Annotated in this window: 13 protein-coding genes; 12 read left to right on the top strand and 1 reads right to left on the bottom strand. The window is 73.6% G+C overall.

The features are described 5' to 3' along the window. The first annotated feature begins 1 nt into the window (after nucleotide 1). From ABD080_RS01705 to ABD080_RS01695, 3 genes are all read left to right on the top strand, one after another. Nucleotides 2–1570: a YifB family Mg chelatase-like AAA ATPase gene (locus ABD080_RS01705; RefSeq protein WP_343903410.1), complete on the top strand. Its 1569-nt coding sequence runs from the start codon at nucleotides 2–4 to the stop codon at nucleotides 1568–1570. Next, nucleotides 1567–2745 carry a DNA-processing protein DprA gene (gene dprA, locus ABD080_RS01700; protein WP_343903409.1) on the top strand — a complete coding sequence of 393 codons (1179 nt, stop codon included), beginning with the start codon at nucleotides 1567–1569 and terminating at the stop codon, nucleotides 2743–2745. Before ABD080_RS01705 ends, dprA begins: the two co-directional genes overlap by 4 nt. A 132-nt stretch (nucleotides 2746–2877) precedes the next feature. Continuing rightward, on the top strand, nucleotides 2878–3894 hold the full coding sequence (locus ABD080_RS01695; RefSeq protein WP_343903408.1) for a tyrosine recombinase XerC: 1017 nt from the start codon (nucleotides 2878–2880) through the stop codon (nucleotides 3892–3894). Nucleotides 3895–3969: 75 nt separating this feature from the next. Here the strand turns inward: ABD080_RS01695 and ABD080_RS01690 are convergent, their stop codons facing one another. Beyond that, on the bottom strand, nucleotides 3970–4704 hold the full coding sequence (locus ABD080_RS01690) for a murein hydrolase activator EnvC family protein (RefSeq protein ID WP_343903407.1): 735 nt from the start codon (nucleotides 4702–4704) through the stop codon (nucleotides 3970–3972). A gap of 420 nt (nucleotides 4705–5124) precedes the next feature. Between ABD080_RS01690 and rpsB the strand changes: the two genes are divergently transcribed. From rpsB to ABD080_RS01645, 9 genes are all read left to right on the top strand, one after another. Further along, entirely contained in the window at nucleotides 5125–6039 is a 915-nt protein-coding gene (rpsB, locus tag ABD080_RS01685) for a 30S ribosomal protein S2 (protein ID WP_137771285.1), read from the top strand. Nucleotides 6040–6138: 99 nt separating this feature from the next. After that, nucleotides 6139–6963 carry a translation elongation factor Ts gene (gene tsf, locus ABD080_RS01680; protein ID WP_137771284.1) on the top strand — a complete coding sequence of 275 codons (825 nt, stop codon included), beginning with the start codon at nucleotides 6139–6141 and terminating at the stop codon, nucleotides 6961–6963. A 115-nt stretch (nucleotides 6964–7078) separates the two neighbouring features. Next, the gene (gene pyrH / locus ABD080_RS01675; RefSeq protein ID WP_137771283.1) at nucleotides 7079–7834 is read left to right on the top strand and encodes a UMP kinase; all 756 of its coding nucleotides are present in this window, start codon (nucleotides 7079–7081) and stop codon (nucleotides 7832–7834) included. 107 nt (nucleotides 7835–7941) lie between these two features. Then, on the top strand, nucleotides 7942–8508 hold the full coding sequence (gene frr / locus ABD080_RS01670; RefSeq protein WP_137771282.1) for a ribosome recycling factor: 567 nt from the start codon (nucleotides 7942–7944) through the stop codon (nucleotides 8506–8508). A gap of 13 nt (nucleotides 8509–8521) precedes the next feature. Then, complete coding sequence (locus ABD080_RS01665; protein ID WP_343903406.1) at nucleotides 8522–9448, top strand: phosphatidate cytidylyltransferase; 927 nt, start codon at nucleotides 8522–8524, stop codon at nucleotides 9446–9448. Further along, complete coding sequence (gene rlmN, locus ABD080_RS01660; RefSeq protein WP_137771281.1) at nucleotides 9445–10707, top strand: dual-specificity RNA methyltransferase RlmN; 1263 nt, start codon at nucleotides 9445–9447, stop codon at nucleotides 10705–10707. The genes ABD080_RS01665 and rlmN overlap by 4 nt, the downstream gene beginning before the upstream one ends. 79 nt (nucleotides 10708–10786) lie before the next feature. Continuing rightward, nucleotides 10787–11335: a DivIVA domain-containing protein gene (locus ABD080_RS01655; RefSeq protein WP_137771280.1), complete on the top strand. Its 549-nt coding sequence runs from the start codon at nucleotides 10787–10789 to the stop codon at nucleotides 11333–11335. Continuing rightward, complete coding sequence (gene dxr, locus ABD080_RS01650; protein ID WP_137771279.1) at nucleotides 11332–12543, top strand: 1-deoxy-D-xylulose-5-phosphate reductoisomerase; 1212 nt, start codon at nucleotides 11332–11334, stop codon at nucleotides 12541–12543. Before ABD080_RS01655 ends, dxr begins: the two co-directional genes overlap by 4 nt. Then, nucleotides 12540–13877: a M50 family metallopeptidase gene (locus ABD080_RS01645; RefSeq protein WP_343903405.1), complete on the top strand. Its 1338-nt coding sequence runs from the start codon at nucleotides 12540–12542 to the stop codon at nucleotides 13875–13877. Before dxr ends, ABD080_RS01645 begins: the two co-directional genes overlap by 4 nt. Nucleotides 13878–13951: the final 74 nt, after the last annotated feature.

Genomic DNA, 13951 nt, shown 5'->3' with positions numbered 1-13951 from the left:
GATGGGCCAGGCGCGCACGCTCTCGGTCGCGCTCACGGGGCTCGAGGGGACGCTCGTCGAGATCGAGGCCGACGTCTCCCCGGGGCTCCCCGCCTTCTCCCTCGTGGGACTGCCCGGGCCCTCGACGCTGCAGGCCCGTGAGCGGGTGCGGGCCGCCTCCGCGCGCAGCGGGATCCACCTCGCCCAACGCCGGCTGACGGTCAACATGACCCCCGCCTGGATCCCCAAGCACGGATCGGGCTTCGACCTCGCGATCGCGATCGCCCTCGTCGCCGCGCAGGGCGACCTGCCCTCCCGGGGCATCGAGCGCACCGTCCACCTCGGCGAGCTGGGTCTCGACGGCCGGCTGCGGCCCGTCCCCGGTGTGCTCCCCGCACTCGTCGCCGCCCGCGGCCTCGGGATCGACCGTGCCGTGGTGCCGCTGGAGAACCTCGCCGAGGCCCGGCTCGTGGACGGCATCTCGGTGGACGCCGCCGGGGACCTCGCGACGGTCCTGCACCGCTGGGGCGCCCGGATCACCCCGGGCCCGGACCCCACGGACCGTCCGGGCGGGGGCGACGACGGCGGCCCCGATGGGAGGGACGGGGCGGACGCCGACGGCACCGGTCCCCGCTCCACCCTGGACTTCCGCGACGTGCTCGGGCAGGAGCAGGCCCGCTTCGCCGCCGAGGTCGCCGCCGCGGGCGGACATCACCTGCTGCTCACCGGGCCGCCCGGCGCGGGGAAGACGATGATCGCCGCACGGATCCCCGGGATCCTCCCCGACCTCGATACCGAGGACTCGCTCGCGGTATCCGCCATCCACTCCGTCTGCGGGCGCTTCGACGCACGCCTGGGGCTGCGACGGCGCCCGCCGTTCGAGAGCCCCCACCACACCGCCACGGCCGCCGCCGTGGTGGGAGGCGGATCAGGGATCGCCCTGCCCGGTGCGATCTCCCGCGCCCACGCCGGCGTGCTCCTTCTCGACGAGGCGCCGGAGTTCCCCGCGCGCGTGCTCGAGGCGCTGCGGGAGCCGCTCGAGACCGGGGACATCACGCTCCACCGCTCGGGCGGCACCGCCCGCTATCCCGCGCGCTTCCAGCTCGTGCTCGCCGCGAACCCGTGCCCCTGCGGGATGTCGTACGGGCACGGGGAGGCCTGCAGCTGCTCACCGCTCCAGCGCCGCCGCTACCTCCACCGCCTCTCGGGCCCGATCATGGATCGCATCGACATGCGCCTCGACGTCCCACCGGTGGACGTGCACCTCCTCGACGGCGCGGCGGGGGAGTCCTCCGCCGAGATCGCGCTCCGGGTCGCCGCGGCCCGCGAGCGCCAGCGACGGCGCTTCGCCGACAGGCCCTGGCACCTGAACTGCCAGATCCCCGGGCCGGACCTGCGCCGTGACCTCGCCCCCGAGCCCTCCCAGTCCCGACTGCTCGACCACGCCCTCGCCCAGGGACGGCTCTCGCTGCGCGGCCACGACCGCGTGCTGCGCCTCGCCTGGACCCTTGCGGATCTCACCGGCGCCGAGAGGCCCGAGGCCGAGCACGTAGGCACCGCCCTCACCCTCCGTGACGAGGACCGACGATGAGCGGCCCCTCCCCGGACCTCCTGGCCCGCGTCACCTGGTCACTCATCGCCGAGCCCCTCGACGAGGTCGCCCTCGCGCTGCGCCGGCACTGCGGGCCGGTCGACGCCCTCGACCTGGCCCGCACCGGGACCGCCCGGGAGCTCCTGCGCCGCACCGGGACAGAGCCGAGACCGGGTGCCGAGCGCGCGGCGACGGAGGCGCTCTCCCGCTGGCGGCACCGGCTGAGCTCGCTCGACGTCGGCGCGGTGCTCGCCGACGCGGGCCGGCGCCGGCTGCGGGTGCTCACCCCCGAGGCCCCCGATTGGCCCGGGCAGCGGCTCGCGGACCTCGCGCACGAGCAGCCGTCCTGCCTGTGGCTGCGCGGGGACGGCGACCTCGGCGAGCTGCTGGGACGCCCCGTCGCGGCGATCGTGGGCGCCCGCGCCTCGACCCGCTATGGGGAGGACGTCGCGACCTCGTTCGCCGCCGGTCTCGCGGCGAGGGGTGCGGCCGTCCTCTCCGGCGGCGCCTACGGGATCGACGCCTCCGCGCACCGCGGAGCGCTCCATGCGACCGGCGGCGCGACGGCGGCGGTGCTCGCGGGCGGGCTGGACCGCCTGTACCCGCGGGGCAACAGCGACCTGCTCGAGCGGATCGCCGCGCGCCACGTGCTGATCTCCGAGGCGCCGCCGGGTACGGCCCCCACGCGCTGGCGGTTCCTCGCCCGCAACCGCCTCATCGCGGCGCTCGCGGACGCGACCGTGGTGGTCGAGGCGTCCTGGCGCTCCGGGGCGCTCTCCACCGCGCGCCGGGCCGATTCCCTGCGACGCGTGGTCGCGGCCGTGCCCGGCCCGGTCACCTCCGCGGCGAGCGCCGGCTGCCACCGACTGCTACGGGAGAGCGACGCCGTGCTCGTGACCGAGGTGCAGGACGTCCTCGAGCTGCTGCCCGGCGGGGACCCCGCGGGGGAGGGCGGCTTCGCCGTGCAGGACCGGCTGGACCTGCTCGAACCCGCGGACCGCCGGGTCCTCGACGCCGTGCCTCCCCGCTCCTCCCTCGACCTGGCCGGCATCGTCCGCGAGGTCGCGCTCCCCGAGCCGCAGGTGGCCGGAGCGATCGCGAGGCTCGAGCTCCTGGGCCACGTGGAGCACGCCGGGGAGCGGATCCGGCGTCCCCGGCCGGAGCGGCGGGAGTAGGGCATGGCCCGGACGCCGCCTCCGTCGGGGAGCGCCCGCGGCGTCGGCCGCGGAACGGGACGACCGAGTCGCCGGAGACGCCACAGGAGCGGGGTGCCGGCCCCGACAGGGCACGTGGGGGACACTGGAGCCATGTCCGCCACCCGCGAGGAGCATCCCGAGGACCTCCGCGTCCTCGAGGCCTTCGCCGACCACCTCCAGCTCGAGCGCGGCCGCTCCGAGCACACCGTGCGCGCGTACCGGCGCGAGGCGGCGGATCTCCTCGCCCATCTGCGAGAGGTCGAGCGGATCGACCTCGCGGGTATCGACATCATGGCGCTGCGCTCCTGGCTCTCCGCCCGCGCGGAGACGGGGGCGAGCCCCTCGACGCTCGCCCGCTCCGCCGCCGCCGCACGCACCTTCTGCACCTGGCTCGCCGCCTCGGGACGGACTCCCCACGACGTCGGCTCCCGCCTCCGCGCCCCGCAGCGGGGCCGGCACCTGCCCACGGTGCTCTCCGCCCAGCAGGCCGGGCACCTGCTCGACGACACCGAGCATCCCGAGCCCTCCGGGCGCGTCCAGCCCCGCGAGCATTCCGGGCACTCCGAGCGCGGAGAGGCGACGGAGACCCCGGAGACCGCGGACCCGACGGAGCGGGCGCTCGCGCTGCGCGACGCCGCCGTGCTCGAGCTCCTCTACTCCTCCGGACTGCGCGTCTCGGAGCTCGTGGCGCTGGATCGGCGCGGCATCGACCGCGATCGCGGCACGGTGCGCGTCCGCGGCAAGGGGGACAAGGAGCGGGTGGTGCCCGTCGGGCGGCCCGCGCTCGCGGCGATCGCCCTCTGGGAGCAGGAGGGCCGCCCCGTGCTCGCGGCCGGACCGGGCCGATCGGGGGAGGCGCTCTTCCTCGGCGCCCGGGGGGCACGGCTCGGGGATCGCGCCGTGCGCACGATCGTGGACCGCTCCGCGAGGGCTGCCGGGATCGACAAGCGGATCAGCCCGCACACGCTCCGCCACAGCGCTGCCACGCATCTGGTGGAGGGCGGTGCGGACCTGCGCAGCGTCCAGGACTTCCTGGGCCACTCCTCCCTGCAGACCACGCAGATCTACACGCACGTCAGCGCCGAGCGGCTCCGGCGCACCGTCGAGCAGGCCCACCCCCGGGCGTGATCCGGGGCCGATCGCGTGCCCCGGGCGGAGTGGGCGCCGGCCGCACGAGGAGCGGGCGTCGGCAGCGGTGCCGTGTCAGTCCGCGGTCGCCGCGCGGCCACCAGCGCGCACCGACGACCCTCCCGGAACAGGGGCCACCCGTGACGACGAGGGCCCGGCGGTGGCGAGCGCATCCCCGCTGAGCAGGGGAGCGGGCCCCGCCCCGGCGCCGCCCGAGCCGCCCCCGTCCCAGCGCACGAGCACGCTCGGCCCGCGCATCCCGAGCAGGAGCAGCGGGTCGAGGTACTCCTCCCCGCGTCGCGCCCCGAGGTGCAGGCAGGTCGACGGGGCGCAGTGCGACAGTGCACCGTCGACCGCCTCGATCGTCCCGAGCGTCGACCCCGCCCCCACCGCGTCCCCGGCGGAGACCGTCGCCGCCACGGGCTCGTAGGTGGACAGCAGCCCGTCGGCATGGCGCACCGAGACCACGCCCCGGCCGGCCACCCTCCCCGCGAAGTGCACGGTGCCCGCCTCCACGGCATGGACCTCGGCCCCTGCCGGGACGCCGACGTCGATACCGCGGTGGCCGCTTCCGTAGCGGTGCTCCGGGGACTCGAAGGCGCGCAGCACGGGGTGCGGAGGGGCGGCGGGCCAGCGCCACCGGCCCGACCCCTCCGCGCCGGCCCCGGGCTCGGGGAGCGCGAGGAGGGTGAGCGCGACGAGCACGACCACCACGAGGAGCCGCCGCAGCACAGGCGGGGGCGCCGGGCGGGAGAGAGGCCGGAGGGGCGGCATCGGCGGGTGCGGGGAGGGCAGGCGTGACCGGGGCATGCCGCCATCGAAGCGGGCCGGGGCGCATCGCGGTCCCCGGGGAGCCCGGCGGTGGACGGTGCGCGCCGGGGGAGGAGAGACCGGCCGTCCCTCCCCGGGGCATGCGCATCCACCGCCGCCACGTGACGCAGGACGCGCCATGCGGTGCCTCGGCGTCGGATAGACTGCTCCCAGCATCCGGTCCGTCCGGATGACTTCGCGTGCCCACCAGGGTCCGCCGGCCGACGGTCCTCGATCGTCCTCGGAGCCGCTGATCCCCGGATCGGTGACCGGGGCGGGACGAGGCGGCCGGTGACCCGGGCACCAGGCCCCGCACCACCCGGTCGCGGGGAACAACCGAGAATGCAGGTCCTGCGCGAGGACCACGGATGCCCCGACAGGTACGCCGTGCGAGCCCAGGGCCAGAAGAGGACACCGATCATGGCAGTCGTCACCATGCGCCAGCTCCTGGAGAGCGGCGTGCACTTCGGGCACCAGACCCGTCGTTGGAACCCCAAGATGCGCCGCTTCATCTTCACGGAGCGCAACGGCATCTACATCGTCGACCTCATGCAGACCCTGTCGTACATCGACAAGGCCTACGAGTTCGTGCGCCAGACCGTCGCCCACGGCGGCACCGTGCTGTTCGTCGGCACCAAGAAGCAGGCCCAGGAGTCCATCCAGGAGCAGGCCACCCGCGTGGGCATGCCCTACGTGAACCAGCGCTGGCTGGGCGGCATGCTCACCAACCTGCAGACCGTCTCCCAGCGGGTCAACCGCCTCAAGGAGCTCGAGCAGATCGACTTCGACGATGTGGCCTCCTCCGGCCGCACCAAGAAGGAGCTGCTGATGATGCGCCGCGAGAAGGAGAAGCTCGAGAAGACCCTCGGCGGCATCCGCGACATGGGCAAGGCGCCGAGCGCCGTGTGGGTCGTGGACACCAACAAGGAGCACCTGGCCGTCGACGAGGCGCAGAAGCTCAACATCCCCGTCGTCGCGATCCTGGACACCAACTGCGATCCCGACGAGGTCGCGTACCCGATCCCGGGCAACGACGACGCGATCCGCTCCGTCACCCTTCTGACCCGCGTCATCGCCGATGCCGTGGCCGCCGGCCTGCAGGAGCGTCACGCGAAGTCCACCGGCGGCGAGAAGAACGTCTCCGCCGTCGACGCCGAGCCGCTGGCCGAGTGGGAGCGCGAGCTCCTGGCCCAGTCCGAGGTCCAGCAGCAGGATGCCCCGGCCGAGAAGTCGGTCGAGGCCGAGGCGCCCGCCGCCGAGACCGCGGAGGCCCCGGCCGCCGAGGCCCCGGCCGCGGAGGCCGCCGAGTCCACCGAGGCTCCCGCCGCCGAGTGACCCGGCGGGGACGGGGACGCCGCCCGGCGCCCCCGTCCCCCTCCGGGCGCTCCGCCCGGCCCCTCCCCTCACCACGCACCTCCCACCAGGAAGAGGACCATGGCTAACTACACGGCAGCCGACATCAAGGAGATCCGCGAGTCCACCGGCGCGGGCATGCTCGACGTCAAGAAGGCTCTGGACGAGGCCGATGGCGACAAGGCCAAGGCCGTCGAGCTCATCCGCATCAAGGGTCTCAAGGGCATCGCCAAGCGCGAGGGCCGCACCGCCTCCGAGGGCCTCATCGCCGTCGACGTGCGCGACACCGAGGGTGGCCAGACCGGCACCCTCGTCGAGATCAACTCCGAGACCGACTTCGTGGCGAAGAACGACAAGTTCGTCGCCCTCGGCGACGAGGCCGTGGCCGCCGCCGTCGAGTCCGGCGCCTCCGAGCCGGCCGAGCTGGCGGAGACCCCCTTCGGCGAGGCGCTCACCAACGCCGGCGCCACGATGGGCGAGAAGATCGAGGTGCGCCGCATCGGCCGCGTCTCCGGCGAGGCCGTCTCCTCGTACATGCACCGCACGAACAAGGACCTGCCCCCGCAGGTCGGCGTCCTCGTCGCGACCGACAAGGCCGGCGCCGAGGTGGCGCGCGACGTGGCGATGCACATCGCCGCGTACTCCCCGACCTACCTCACGCGCGACGAGGTCCCCGCGGACGTCGTCGAGAACGAGCGTCGCATCGCCCAGGAGACCGCCGAGAACGAGGGCAAGCCCGAGAAGGCGATCCCCAAGATCGTCGAGGGTCGCCTCAACGGCTACTACAAGGAGAACGTCCTGCTCGACCAGGCGTTCGCCAAGGACCCGAAGCAGACGGTCGGCAAGGTCGTCGAGGCCGTCGGCGGCACCGTCACCGGTTTCGTCCGCTTCCGCGTCGGCAGCTGACACCCAGCATTACCCGGCGCGCGTGAGCGTGCCCACCCGCGAGCGGCCCCGCACCATCGGTGCGGCCCCGCTCCGGTATCCTCGCCCAGGACCCAGTGCGCGCGGAAGGATCGTCATGACCCAGACCATCACCTCCACCCTCCCCGTCCTCCCGAGGAAGCAGGGGGGACGCCGCGTCCTCCTCAAGCTCTCCGGCGAGGCGTTCGGCGGCGGGAAGGTCGGCGTCGATCCCGACGTCATCTCCAGGATCGCAGCAGAGATCGCCGAGGGCGTCGCCCAGGGCGTCGAGTGCGCGATCGTCGTCGGCGGCGGGAACTTCTTCCGCGGCGCCGAGCTCTCCCAGCGCGGCATGGACCGCCAGCGCGCCGACTACATGGGCATGCTCGGCACCGTCATGAACTGCCTCGCGCTCCAGGACTTCCTCGAGCAGAAGGGCGTCACCACGCGCGTCCAGACCGCCATCACGATGGGCCAGGTCGCGGAGCCCTACCTGCCGCTGCGCGCCGTGCGCCACCTCGAGAAGGGCCGCGTCGTCATCTTCGGCGCCGGGGCCGGCATGCCCTACTTCTCCACCGACACCGTCGCCGTGCAGCGTGCGCTCGAGATCGGCTGCCAGGAGGTGCTGATGGCGAAGAACGGCGTCGACGGCGTCTACACCGCGGATCCGCGCACCGACCCGAGCGCGACCAAGCTCTCCGCCATCACCTACAACGAGGCCCTGCAGAAGGGTCTCAAGGTCGTCGACGCCACCGCCTTCAGCCTGTGCATGGACAACAGCCAGCCGATGATGGTGTTCGGCCTGGACGCCCCCGGCAACATCACCCGGGCCATGCTCGGCGAGCGCATCGGCACGGTCGTCACCGGCGACTGACCCCGCGTTCCCGGCTTCCCACCGGGTCGTCCCCGCGCGCACCGGCGCATGCGGGACAATGGACCTGATCCACGAGCAGATTCTGAGCAGAACGAGGACACAACGACATGAGCGACGACATCCCCGGCATCCTCAAGGACGCCGAGTCCAAGATGAGCAAGTCCATCGAGGTGACCAAGGACGAGTTCACCGCGATCCGCACCGGGCGGGCGACGGCCGCCATGTTCCAGGGCATCGACGTCGAGTACTACGGCGCGCCGACGCCGCTGAACCAGCTCGCCTCCCTGCAGTTCCCCGAGGCGCGCACCGTCATCGTCACCCCGTACGACAAGACCGCCACGACCGCGGTGGAGACGGCGCTGCGCGAGTCCGATCTCGGCGTGAACCCCACGAACAACGGTGACAACCTCCGCGTCGTCCTGCCCGCCCTCACCGAGGAGCGCCGCCGCGACTACATCAAGCTCGCGAAGAACAAGGCGGAGGACGGCCGCGTCGCCATCCGCGGCTCGCGCGGCAACGCGAAGAAGGCCATCGAGAAGCTGGTCAAGGACAAGGAGATCGGCGAGGACGAGGGCACGCGCGCCGAGAAGGAGCTCGAGGCGCTGACCAAGAAGCACATCGAGCAGATCGACGAGGCGCTCGCCGCCAAGGAGACGGAGCTCGCGACGGTCTGACCGTCCTCCTGCGATGACTGCGACCGCTGAGCCCGCGGGCCGACCGGCCGCCCCGATGACCCTCGGGGCGGCCGTCGCCGTGCCCGGCGAGGGGAGCGGCGGGGGAGCGGTGAGCGAGGAGGCGCCGAAGCGGCGCGGACCGGGACGCAACCTCCCGGCCGCGATCGCCGTCGGCCTCGTGCTCGTCGCCGTCGTGCTCGTGAGCCTCTTCGTCGTCCCGCAAGCCTTCCCGGTGCTCGTCGGGATCGCGATGGTCCTCGCGGGGCTCGAGGTCGTGCGCGCGCTCGGCGAGGGCGGCCTGCGGGTCCCGCCGGTGCCCCTGCTCGTGGGGATCGCCGGGATCGTCGTCTCGACCGTGGTGCTCGGACCGGAGGGGCTGCTCATCGCGACGGCCGCGGCGGTCTGCGTGATCATCCTGTGGCGCGTCACGGAGTCCATGGGGCTCTCCGCGCTGCGGGACGTCACCGGCGGCGTGTTCGCCCTCGCCTGGGTCGCCTTCCTCGGCTCCTTCATCCTCCTGCTCCACGACCGCGAGGACGGGGCGGTCCTCGTCCTGCTCGCGATCTTCGTCCCTGTCGGCAACGACGTGGGCGGCTACATCTCCGGCGTGCTCTTCGGCTCGCACCCCATGGCGCCGAGCATCAGCCCCAAGAAGAGCTGGGAGGGGTTCGCGGGCTCCCTCGTGCTCGGCACAGGCATCGCGATCGGCATCTCCGTCCTCGCCCTGGACCTCGACTGGTGGATCGGCGCCGTGCTCGGCGTGGTCCTCGTCGTGATCTCTACCTGCGGCGACCTCGCCGAGTCCCTGCTCAAGCGAGACCTGGGCATCAAGGACATGGGCCACCTGCTCCCCGGCCACGGCGGCGTGCTGGACCGCATCGACTCGATCCTCCTCGCCGCTCCCACCACGTTCATCCTGCTGGAGGTCCTCCTGCCATGACCAGTCCGTCCTCCGCCGCCCCCGGCGGCAACCCGGACCTCTCCCGCGAGGCCGTCCCCGGCCAGGCGATCGCGCTCGCGCCGGGGCAGCTGCAGCTGCGCCCCACGCGCCGCGGCAAGCCGCCGGCCCACCTCGCGGACCTCACCCTCGCCGAGCGCGTCGAGGCGGTGAAGGAGATGGGTCTCCCGGGCTTCCGGGCCAAGCAGCTCTCCGTGCACTACTTCGAGCACTTCACGACCGACCCCGAGGACCTCACGGACATCCCCAAGGACCTCCGCGAGCGCCTCGTGGAGCGCTTCTTCCCGACGCTGCTGGAGCCGGTCTCCCGGCAGTCCGCGGATCACGGAGCGACCCAGAAGTTCCTGTGGAAGCTGTTCGACGGCTCCCTCGTGGAGTCCGTGCTCATGCGCTACAGCGACCGGGTCACGCTGTGCATCTCCTCCGAGGCCGGCTGCGGCATGAACTGCCCCTTCTGCGCGACGGGGCAGATGGGCCTGACCCGCAACCTCTCCGCCGCGGAGATCCTCGAGCAGGTCCGGGTGGCGAACAGGCTGCTCGCGAGCGGCGAGCTGCCGGGCGGCCCGGGCCGCGTTTCGAACATCGTCTTCATGGGCATGGGGGAGCCGCTCGCGAACTACCGCCCCGTCGCGACCACCTGCAAGCGGCTGAACGCGCCCGCGCCGGAGGGCTTCGGCATCGGCGCCCGCCACATCACCGTCTCCACCGTCGGCCTCGCGCCGGCCGTGCGGAAGCTGATCAAGGAGGAGATCCCGGTGACCCTCGCCGTCTCCCTCCACGCCCCGGACGACGAGCTGCGCAACGAGCTCGTCCCGATCAACACGCGCTTCGACGTCGACGAGATCCTCGACGCGGCCTTCGAGTACTTCGAGGCGACCGGCCGGCGGGTGAGCATCGAGTACGCCCTCATCCGGGACATCAACGACCAGGCGCACCGGGCCCAGCTGCTCGCGGACCGCCTGATCGCGCACGGCGGCGCCCACTGGATCCACGTGAACCCGATCCCGCTGAACCCCGTGAAGGGGTCCAAGTGGACGGCCTCGGACCCGCGGGACGAGAAGCGCTTCGTGGAGATCCTGCGGGAGAACGGGATCTCGGCGACGATCCGCGACACCCGCGGCAGCGACATCGACGGCGCCTGCGGCCAGCTCGCCGCCGAGGTCATCGAGACCGACGAGCACCGCGCGGACCGCGAGGCCCGCGTCGCCCGCGTCGAGGCCGTCGCCTCCCAGGCGGAGTGACCGCCGCGCCGCCTCCCAGGCGGCCCCCGGCCCCGCCGCTACAGTGGGGCACCGACAGCACCGAGGAAGGACCCATCTGGTGAGCACATCGTTCGAGCGCGTCTCGCGGTTCAGCGTCGGGTACGACATGCACGAGGTCGACGAGTTCTTGGCCCGTGCCCGCACCGCCTACGAGGGCCGCGAGGCCGGCTTCGACGGGGCGGACATCACCTCCGCGAGCTTCGGCACCGAGCGCGGCGGCTACGACATGCGCGTCGTCGACGAGGCGCTGGACCGTCTCTCCGACGCCTTCGCCCTGCAGGCCCGTGACGATGCGATCGCGGAGAAGGGCGAGGAGTCCTGGATCGCGGAGCTCACCGAGCGCGCGGAGGTCCTCAAGGAGCGCCTCGAGCGTCCCGCCGGGGAGCGCTTCGCCCCGGGGGCCGACGGCGAGGCCGCGTACGACCGGGCCGACGTCGACGCCCTCTGCGACCAGCTCGTCGCGTACTTCACCGAGGGGCACCCGATGAGCGTGGACGACGTGCGCCGCGCCGCCTTCCGTCGGCGCCGCGGCGGTGACGGCTACCGCGAGGCCGTCGTCGACGTGTACCTCGACCACGTCGCGGACGTGATGGCCTCCGTGCCGTGACCTCCGCCCCGTCACGCCGGCTCGTCCTGCTCGGCTCGACCGGCTCGATCGGCACGCAGACCCTCGATGTCGTCTCCCGCTACCCGGGCACGGCCCGCGTCCACGGCCTCGCCGTTGGCGGCTCCCGCCCGGAGCTCGTGGCCGAGCAGGTCCTCGCGCACCGCCCGGAGCGGGTCGTCGTCGCCGATGCCGCACAGCTCGACGCGGTCGCCGCGGCCGTGACCTCCGCGTGCACCGCGGAGGGGATCCCCGCCCCGCACCTGGACGCCGGGCAGGAGCAGGTGACCGCCCTCGCGGGCGCGCTCGGCGACGGGGACGTGGTCCTCAACGCCGTGACCGGCTCGGTGGGCCTGCTGCCCACCCTCGCCGCGCTCGACTCCGGCGCACGGCTCGCCCTCGCGAACAAGGAGTCGCTCGTCGTGGGCGGCCCCCTCGTCACGCGCGCCGCGGCCCCCGGGCAGATCCTCCCCGTGGACTCCGAGCACACCGCGATCGCGCAGGCCCTCGCGGGCGTGCGACCCGACCAGGTGGGCCGGCTCGTCGTCACCGCCTCCGGCGGCCCCTTCCGCGGCCGCACGCGGGCCGAGCTCGCCGACGTCACCCCCGATCAGGCGCTCGCCCATCCCACCTGGGCGATGGGGCGCGTGATCACCACGAACTCCGCGACACTCGTGAACAAGGCGCTCGAGGTGATCGAGGCCTGCTTCCTCTTCGACTTGCCCGAGGACCGCGTCGACGTCGTCGTGCACCCGCAGTCGATCGTGCACTCCATGGCGACGCTCGTGGACGGCTCGACGATCGCGCAGGCGAGCCCGCCGGACATGCGCCACGCGATCGGCTGGGCCCTCGCGCATCCCGAGAAGCTGCCCGGCCTCGCGGCGCCGCTCGACTTCACGGCGGCGCAGTCCTGGACCTTCGAGCCGGTGGACGAGGAGACCTTCCCGGCGATCCGCCTCGCCCGCGGCGCCCACCGCGAGGGCGGCGGTGCGATGGCCGTGCTGAACGCCGCCAACGAGGAGGCCGTCGACGCCTTCTTCGAGGGTCGGCTCGGCTTCCTCGGCATCGTCGACCTGGTCGCGGAGGTCCTCTCCCGCCCCGACCGCCCCCGTGCCGATCTCGCGGGCGGCGCCGCCGCGCTGCTCGAGGTCGAGGCCTGGGCCCGCCGTGCCGCGCAGGAGCAGATCGCGCTCGCGGGGTCCGCCTCGTGAGCGTCCTGCTCTTCGTGCTGGGCATCGTGCTGGTCGCCCTCGGTCTCGGGGTGTCGATCGCGCTCCACGAGCTCGGGCACCTCCTGCCTGCCAAGCGCTTCGGCGTCAAGGTCACGCAGTACATGATCGGCTTCGGCCCCACGGTCCGCTCCTGGCGCCGCGGGGAGACCGAGTACGGCCTCAAGGCGATCCCGCTCGGCGGCTACATCCGCATGATCGGCATGTACCCGCCGCACAAGGGGGAGCCCGAGGGCACCGTCCGCGAGGACTCCACCGGCATGTTCCAGCAGCTCGCGGACGAGGCGAAGGAGTACGAGTCCTCCCAGTACGGGCCGGAGGACGCGCACCGCACCTTCGTCGCCCTCAGCGTGCCCCGCAAGCTCGTGGTGATGCTCGGCGGGCCGGTCATGAACCTGCTCATCGCGACCATGCTCATGACGGTCCTCGCCTGCGGGATCGGCATGCCGGAGGTCACGCCCCGGGTACAGTCGGTCTCGCAGTGCGTGCTGCCGGCGGACGCCGCGGCCGACGCCTCCTGCGCCGGCGAGCAGGAGGCCCCGGCGATGGCCGCGGGCATCCGCCCCGGGGACGAGATCCTCCGGATCGACGGCGCCGAGATCTCCACCTGGGACGACGTCACCACCGCGGTGCGCGCCGCGGGCGGCCGCGAGATCGACGTGATCGTCGAGCGGGACGGGGAGCGCCTGGACCTCACGGCGACCCCGATCCTCGACGACCGCCCCGTCTACGCGGCGGACGGCAGCGCGGAGACCGACGAGAACGGTGACGACGTCACCGAGGAGGTTGGCTTCCTCGGGGTCTCCGGCACCCCGGCGCTCGTGCGCCAGTCCCCGCTCAAGGTGCCGGGCATGGTGGGCAGCGCCTTCGTCGGCACGGCGAAGGTCGTCGTGACCCTCCCGGTGCGCCTGTACGACGTGGCCGTCGCGGCCTTCGGCTCCGGGGAGCGGGATCCGAACGGCCCCGTCGGTGTCGTGGGCGTCTCCCGTCTCGCGGGGGAGATCGTCGCGGCCGACGAGCCGGGCTTCGCCCTCCAGCAGAAGGTCGCGTCGCTGATCTCGATGCTGGCCTCGCTGAACATGGCCCTGTTCGTGTTCAACCTGGTGCCGTTGCTGCCCCTGGACGGCGGGCACGTGCTGGGCGCGCTCATCGAGGGCGTGCGCCGTGCGTTCGCCCGGCTGCGCGGCCGTCCGGACCCGGGCCCCGTGGACATGTCGCGGATGCTGCCGCTCACCAACGCGGTCGCCCTGCTGTTCATCGGGATGACGGTGCTGCTGATCTACGCGGACGTCGTCAACCCGATCACGCTGTTCTGAGGCGGGGCCGACGCGATGTCGGCTGTGCGCGGGGCCACGCGGGGCGTGGGGGAGTGGTGGAGGTGTCGCACCTC

Source organism: Brachybacterium rhamnosum, assembly GCF_039526185.1.
GTDB classification, from domain to species: domain Bacteria; phylum Actinomycetota; class Actinomycetes; order Actinomycetales; family Dermabacteraceae; genus Brachybacterium; species Brachybacterium rhamnosum.
The sequence above is the reverse complement of the archived record's forward strand: the minus strand, read 5'-3'. Positions and strand labels throughout refer to the sequence as shown.

Excerpts from the sequence above, each read along its gene's own strand:
- ABD080_RS01705 (WP_343903410.1), top strand. The coding sequence starts at position 2 with ATGGGCCAGGCGCGCACGCTCTCGGTCGCGCTCACGGGGCTCGAGGGG.
- dprA (WP_343903409.1), top strand. The coding sequence starts at position 1,567 with ATGAGCGGCCCCTCCCCGGACCTCCTGGCCCGCGTCACCTGGTCACTC.
- ABD080_RS01695 (WP_343903408.1), top strand. The coding sequence starts at position 2,878 with ATGTCCGCCACCCGCGAGGAGCATCCCGAGGACCTCCGCGTCCTCGAG.
- ABD080_RS01690 (WP_343903407.1), bottom strand. The coding sequence starts at position 4,704 with ATGCCCCGGTCACGCCTGCCCTCCCCGCACCCGCCGATGCCGCCCCTC.
- rpsB (WP_137771285.1), top strand. The coding sequence starts at position 5,125 with ATGGCAGTCGTCACCATGCGCCAGCTCCTGGAGAGCGGCGTGCACTTC.
- tsf (WP_137771284.1), top strand. The coding sequence starts at position 6,139 with ATGGCTAACTACACGGCAGCCGACATCAAGGAGATCCGCGAGTCCACC.
- pyrH (WP_137771283.1), top strand. The coding sequence starts at position 7,079 with ATGACCCAGACCATCACCTCCACCCTCCCCGTCCTCCCGAGGAAGCAG.
- frr (WP_137771282.1), top strand. The coding sequence starts at position 7,942 with ATGAGCGACGACATCCCCGGCATCCTCAAGGACGCCGAGTCCAAGATG.
- ABD080_RS01665 (WP_343903406.1), top strand. The coding sequence starts at position 8,522 with ATGACTGCGACCGCTGAGCCCGCGGGCCGACCGGCCGCCCCGATGACC.
- rlmN (WP_137771281.1), top strand. The coding sequence starts at position 9,445 with ATGACCAGTCCGTCCTCCGCCGCCCCCGGCGGCAACCCGGACCTCTCC.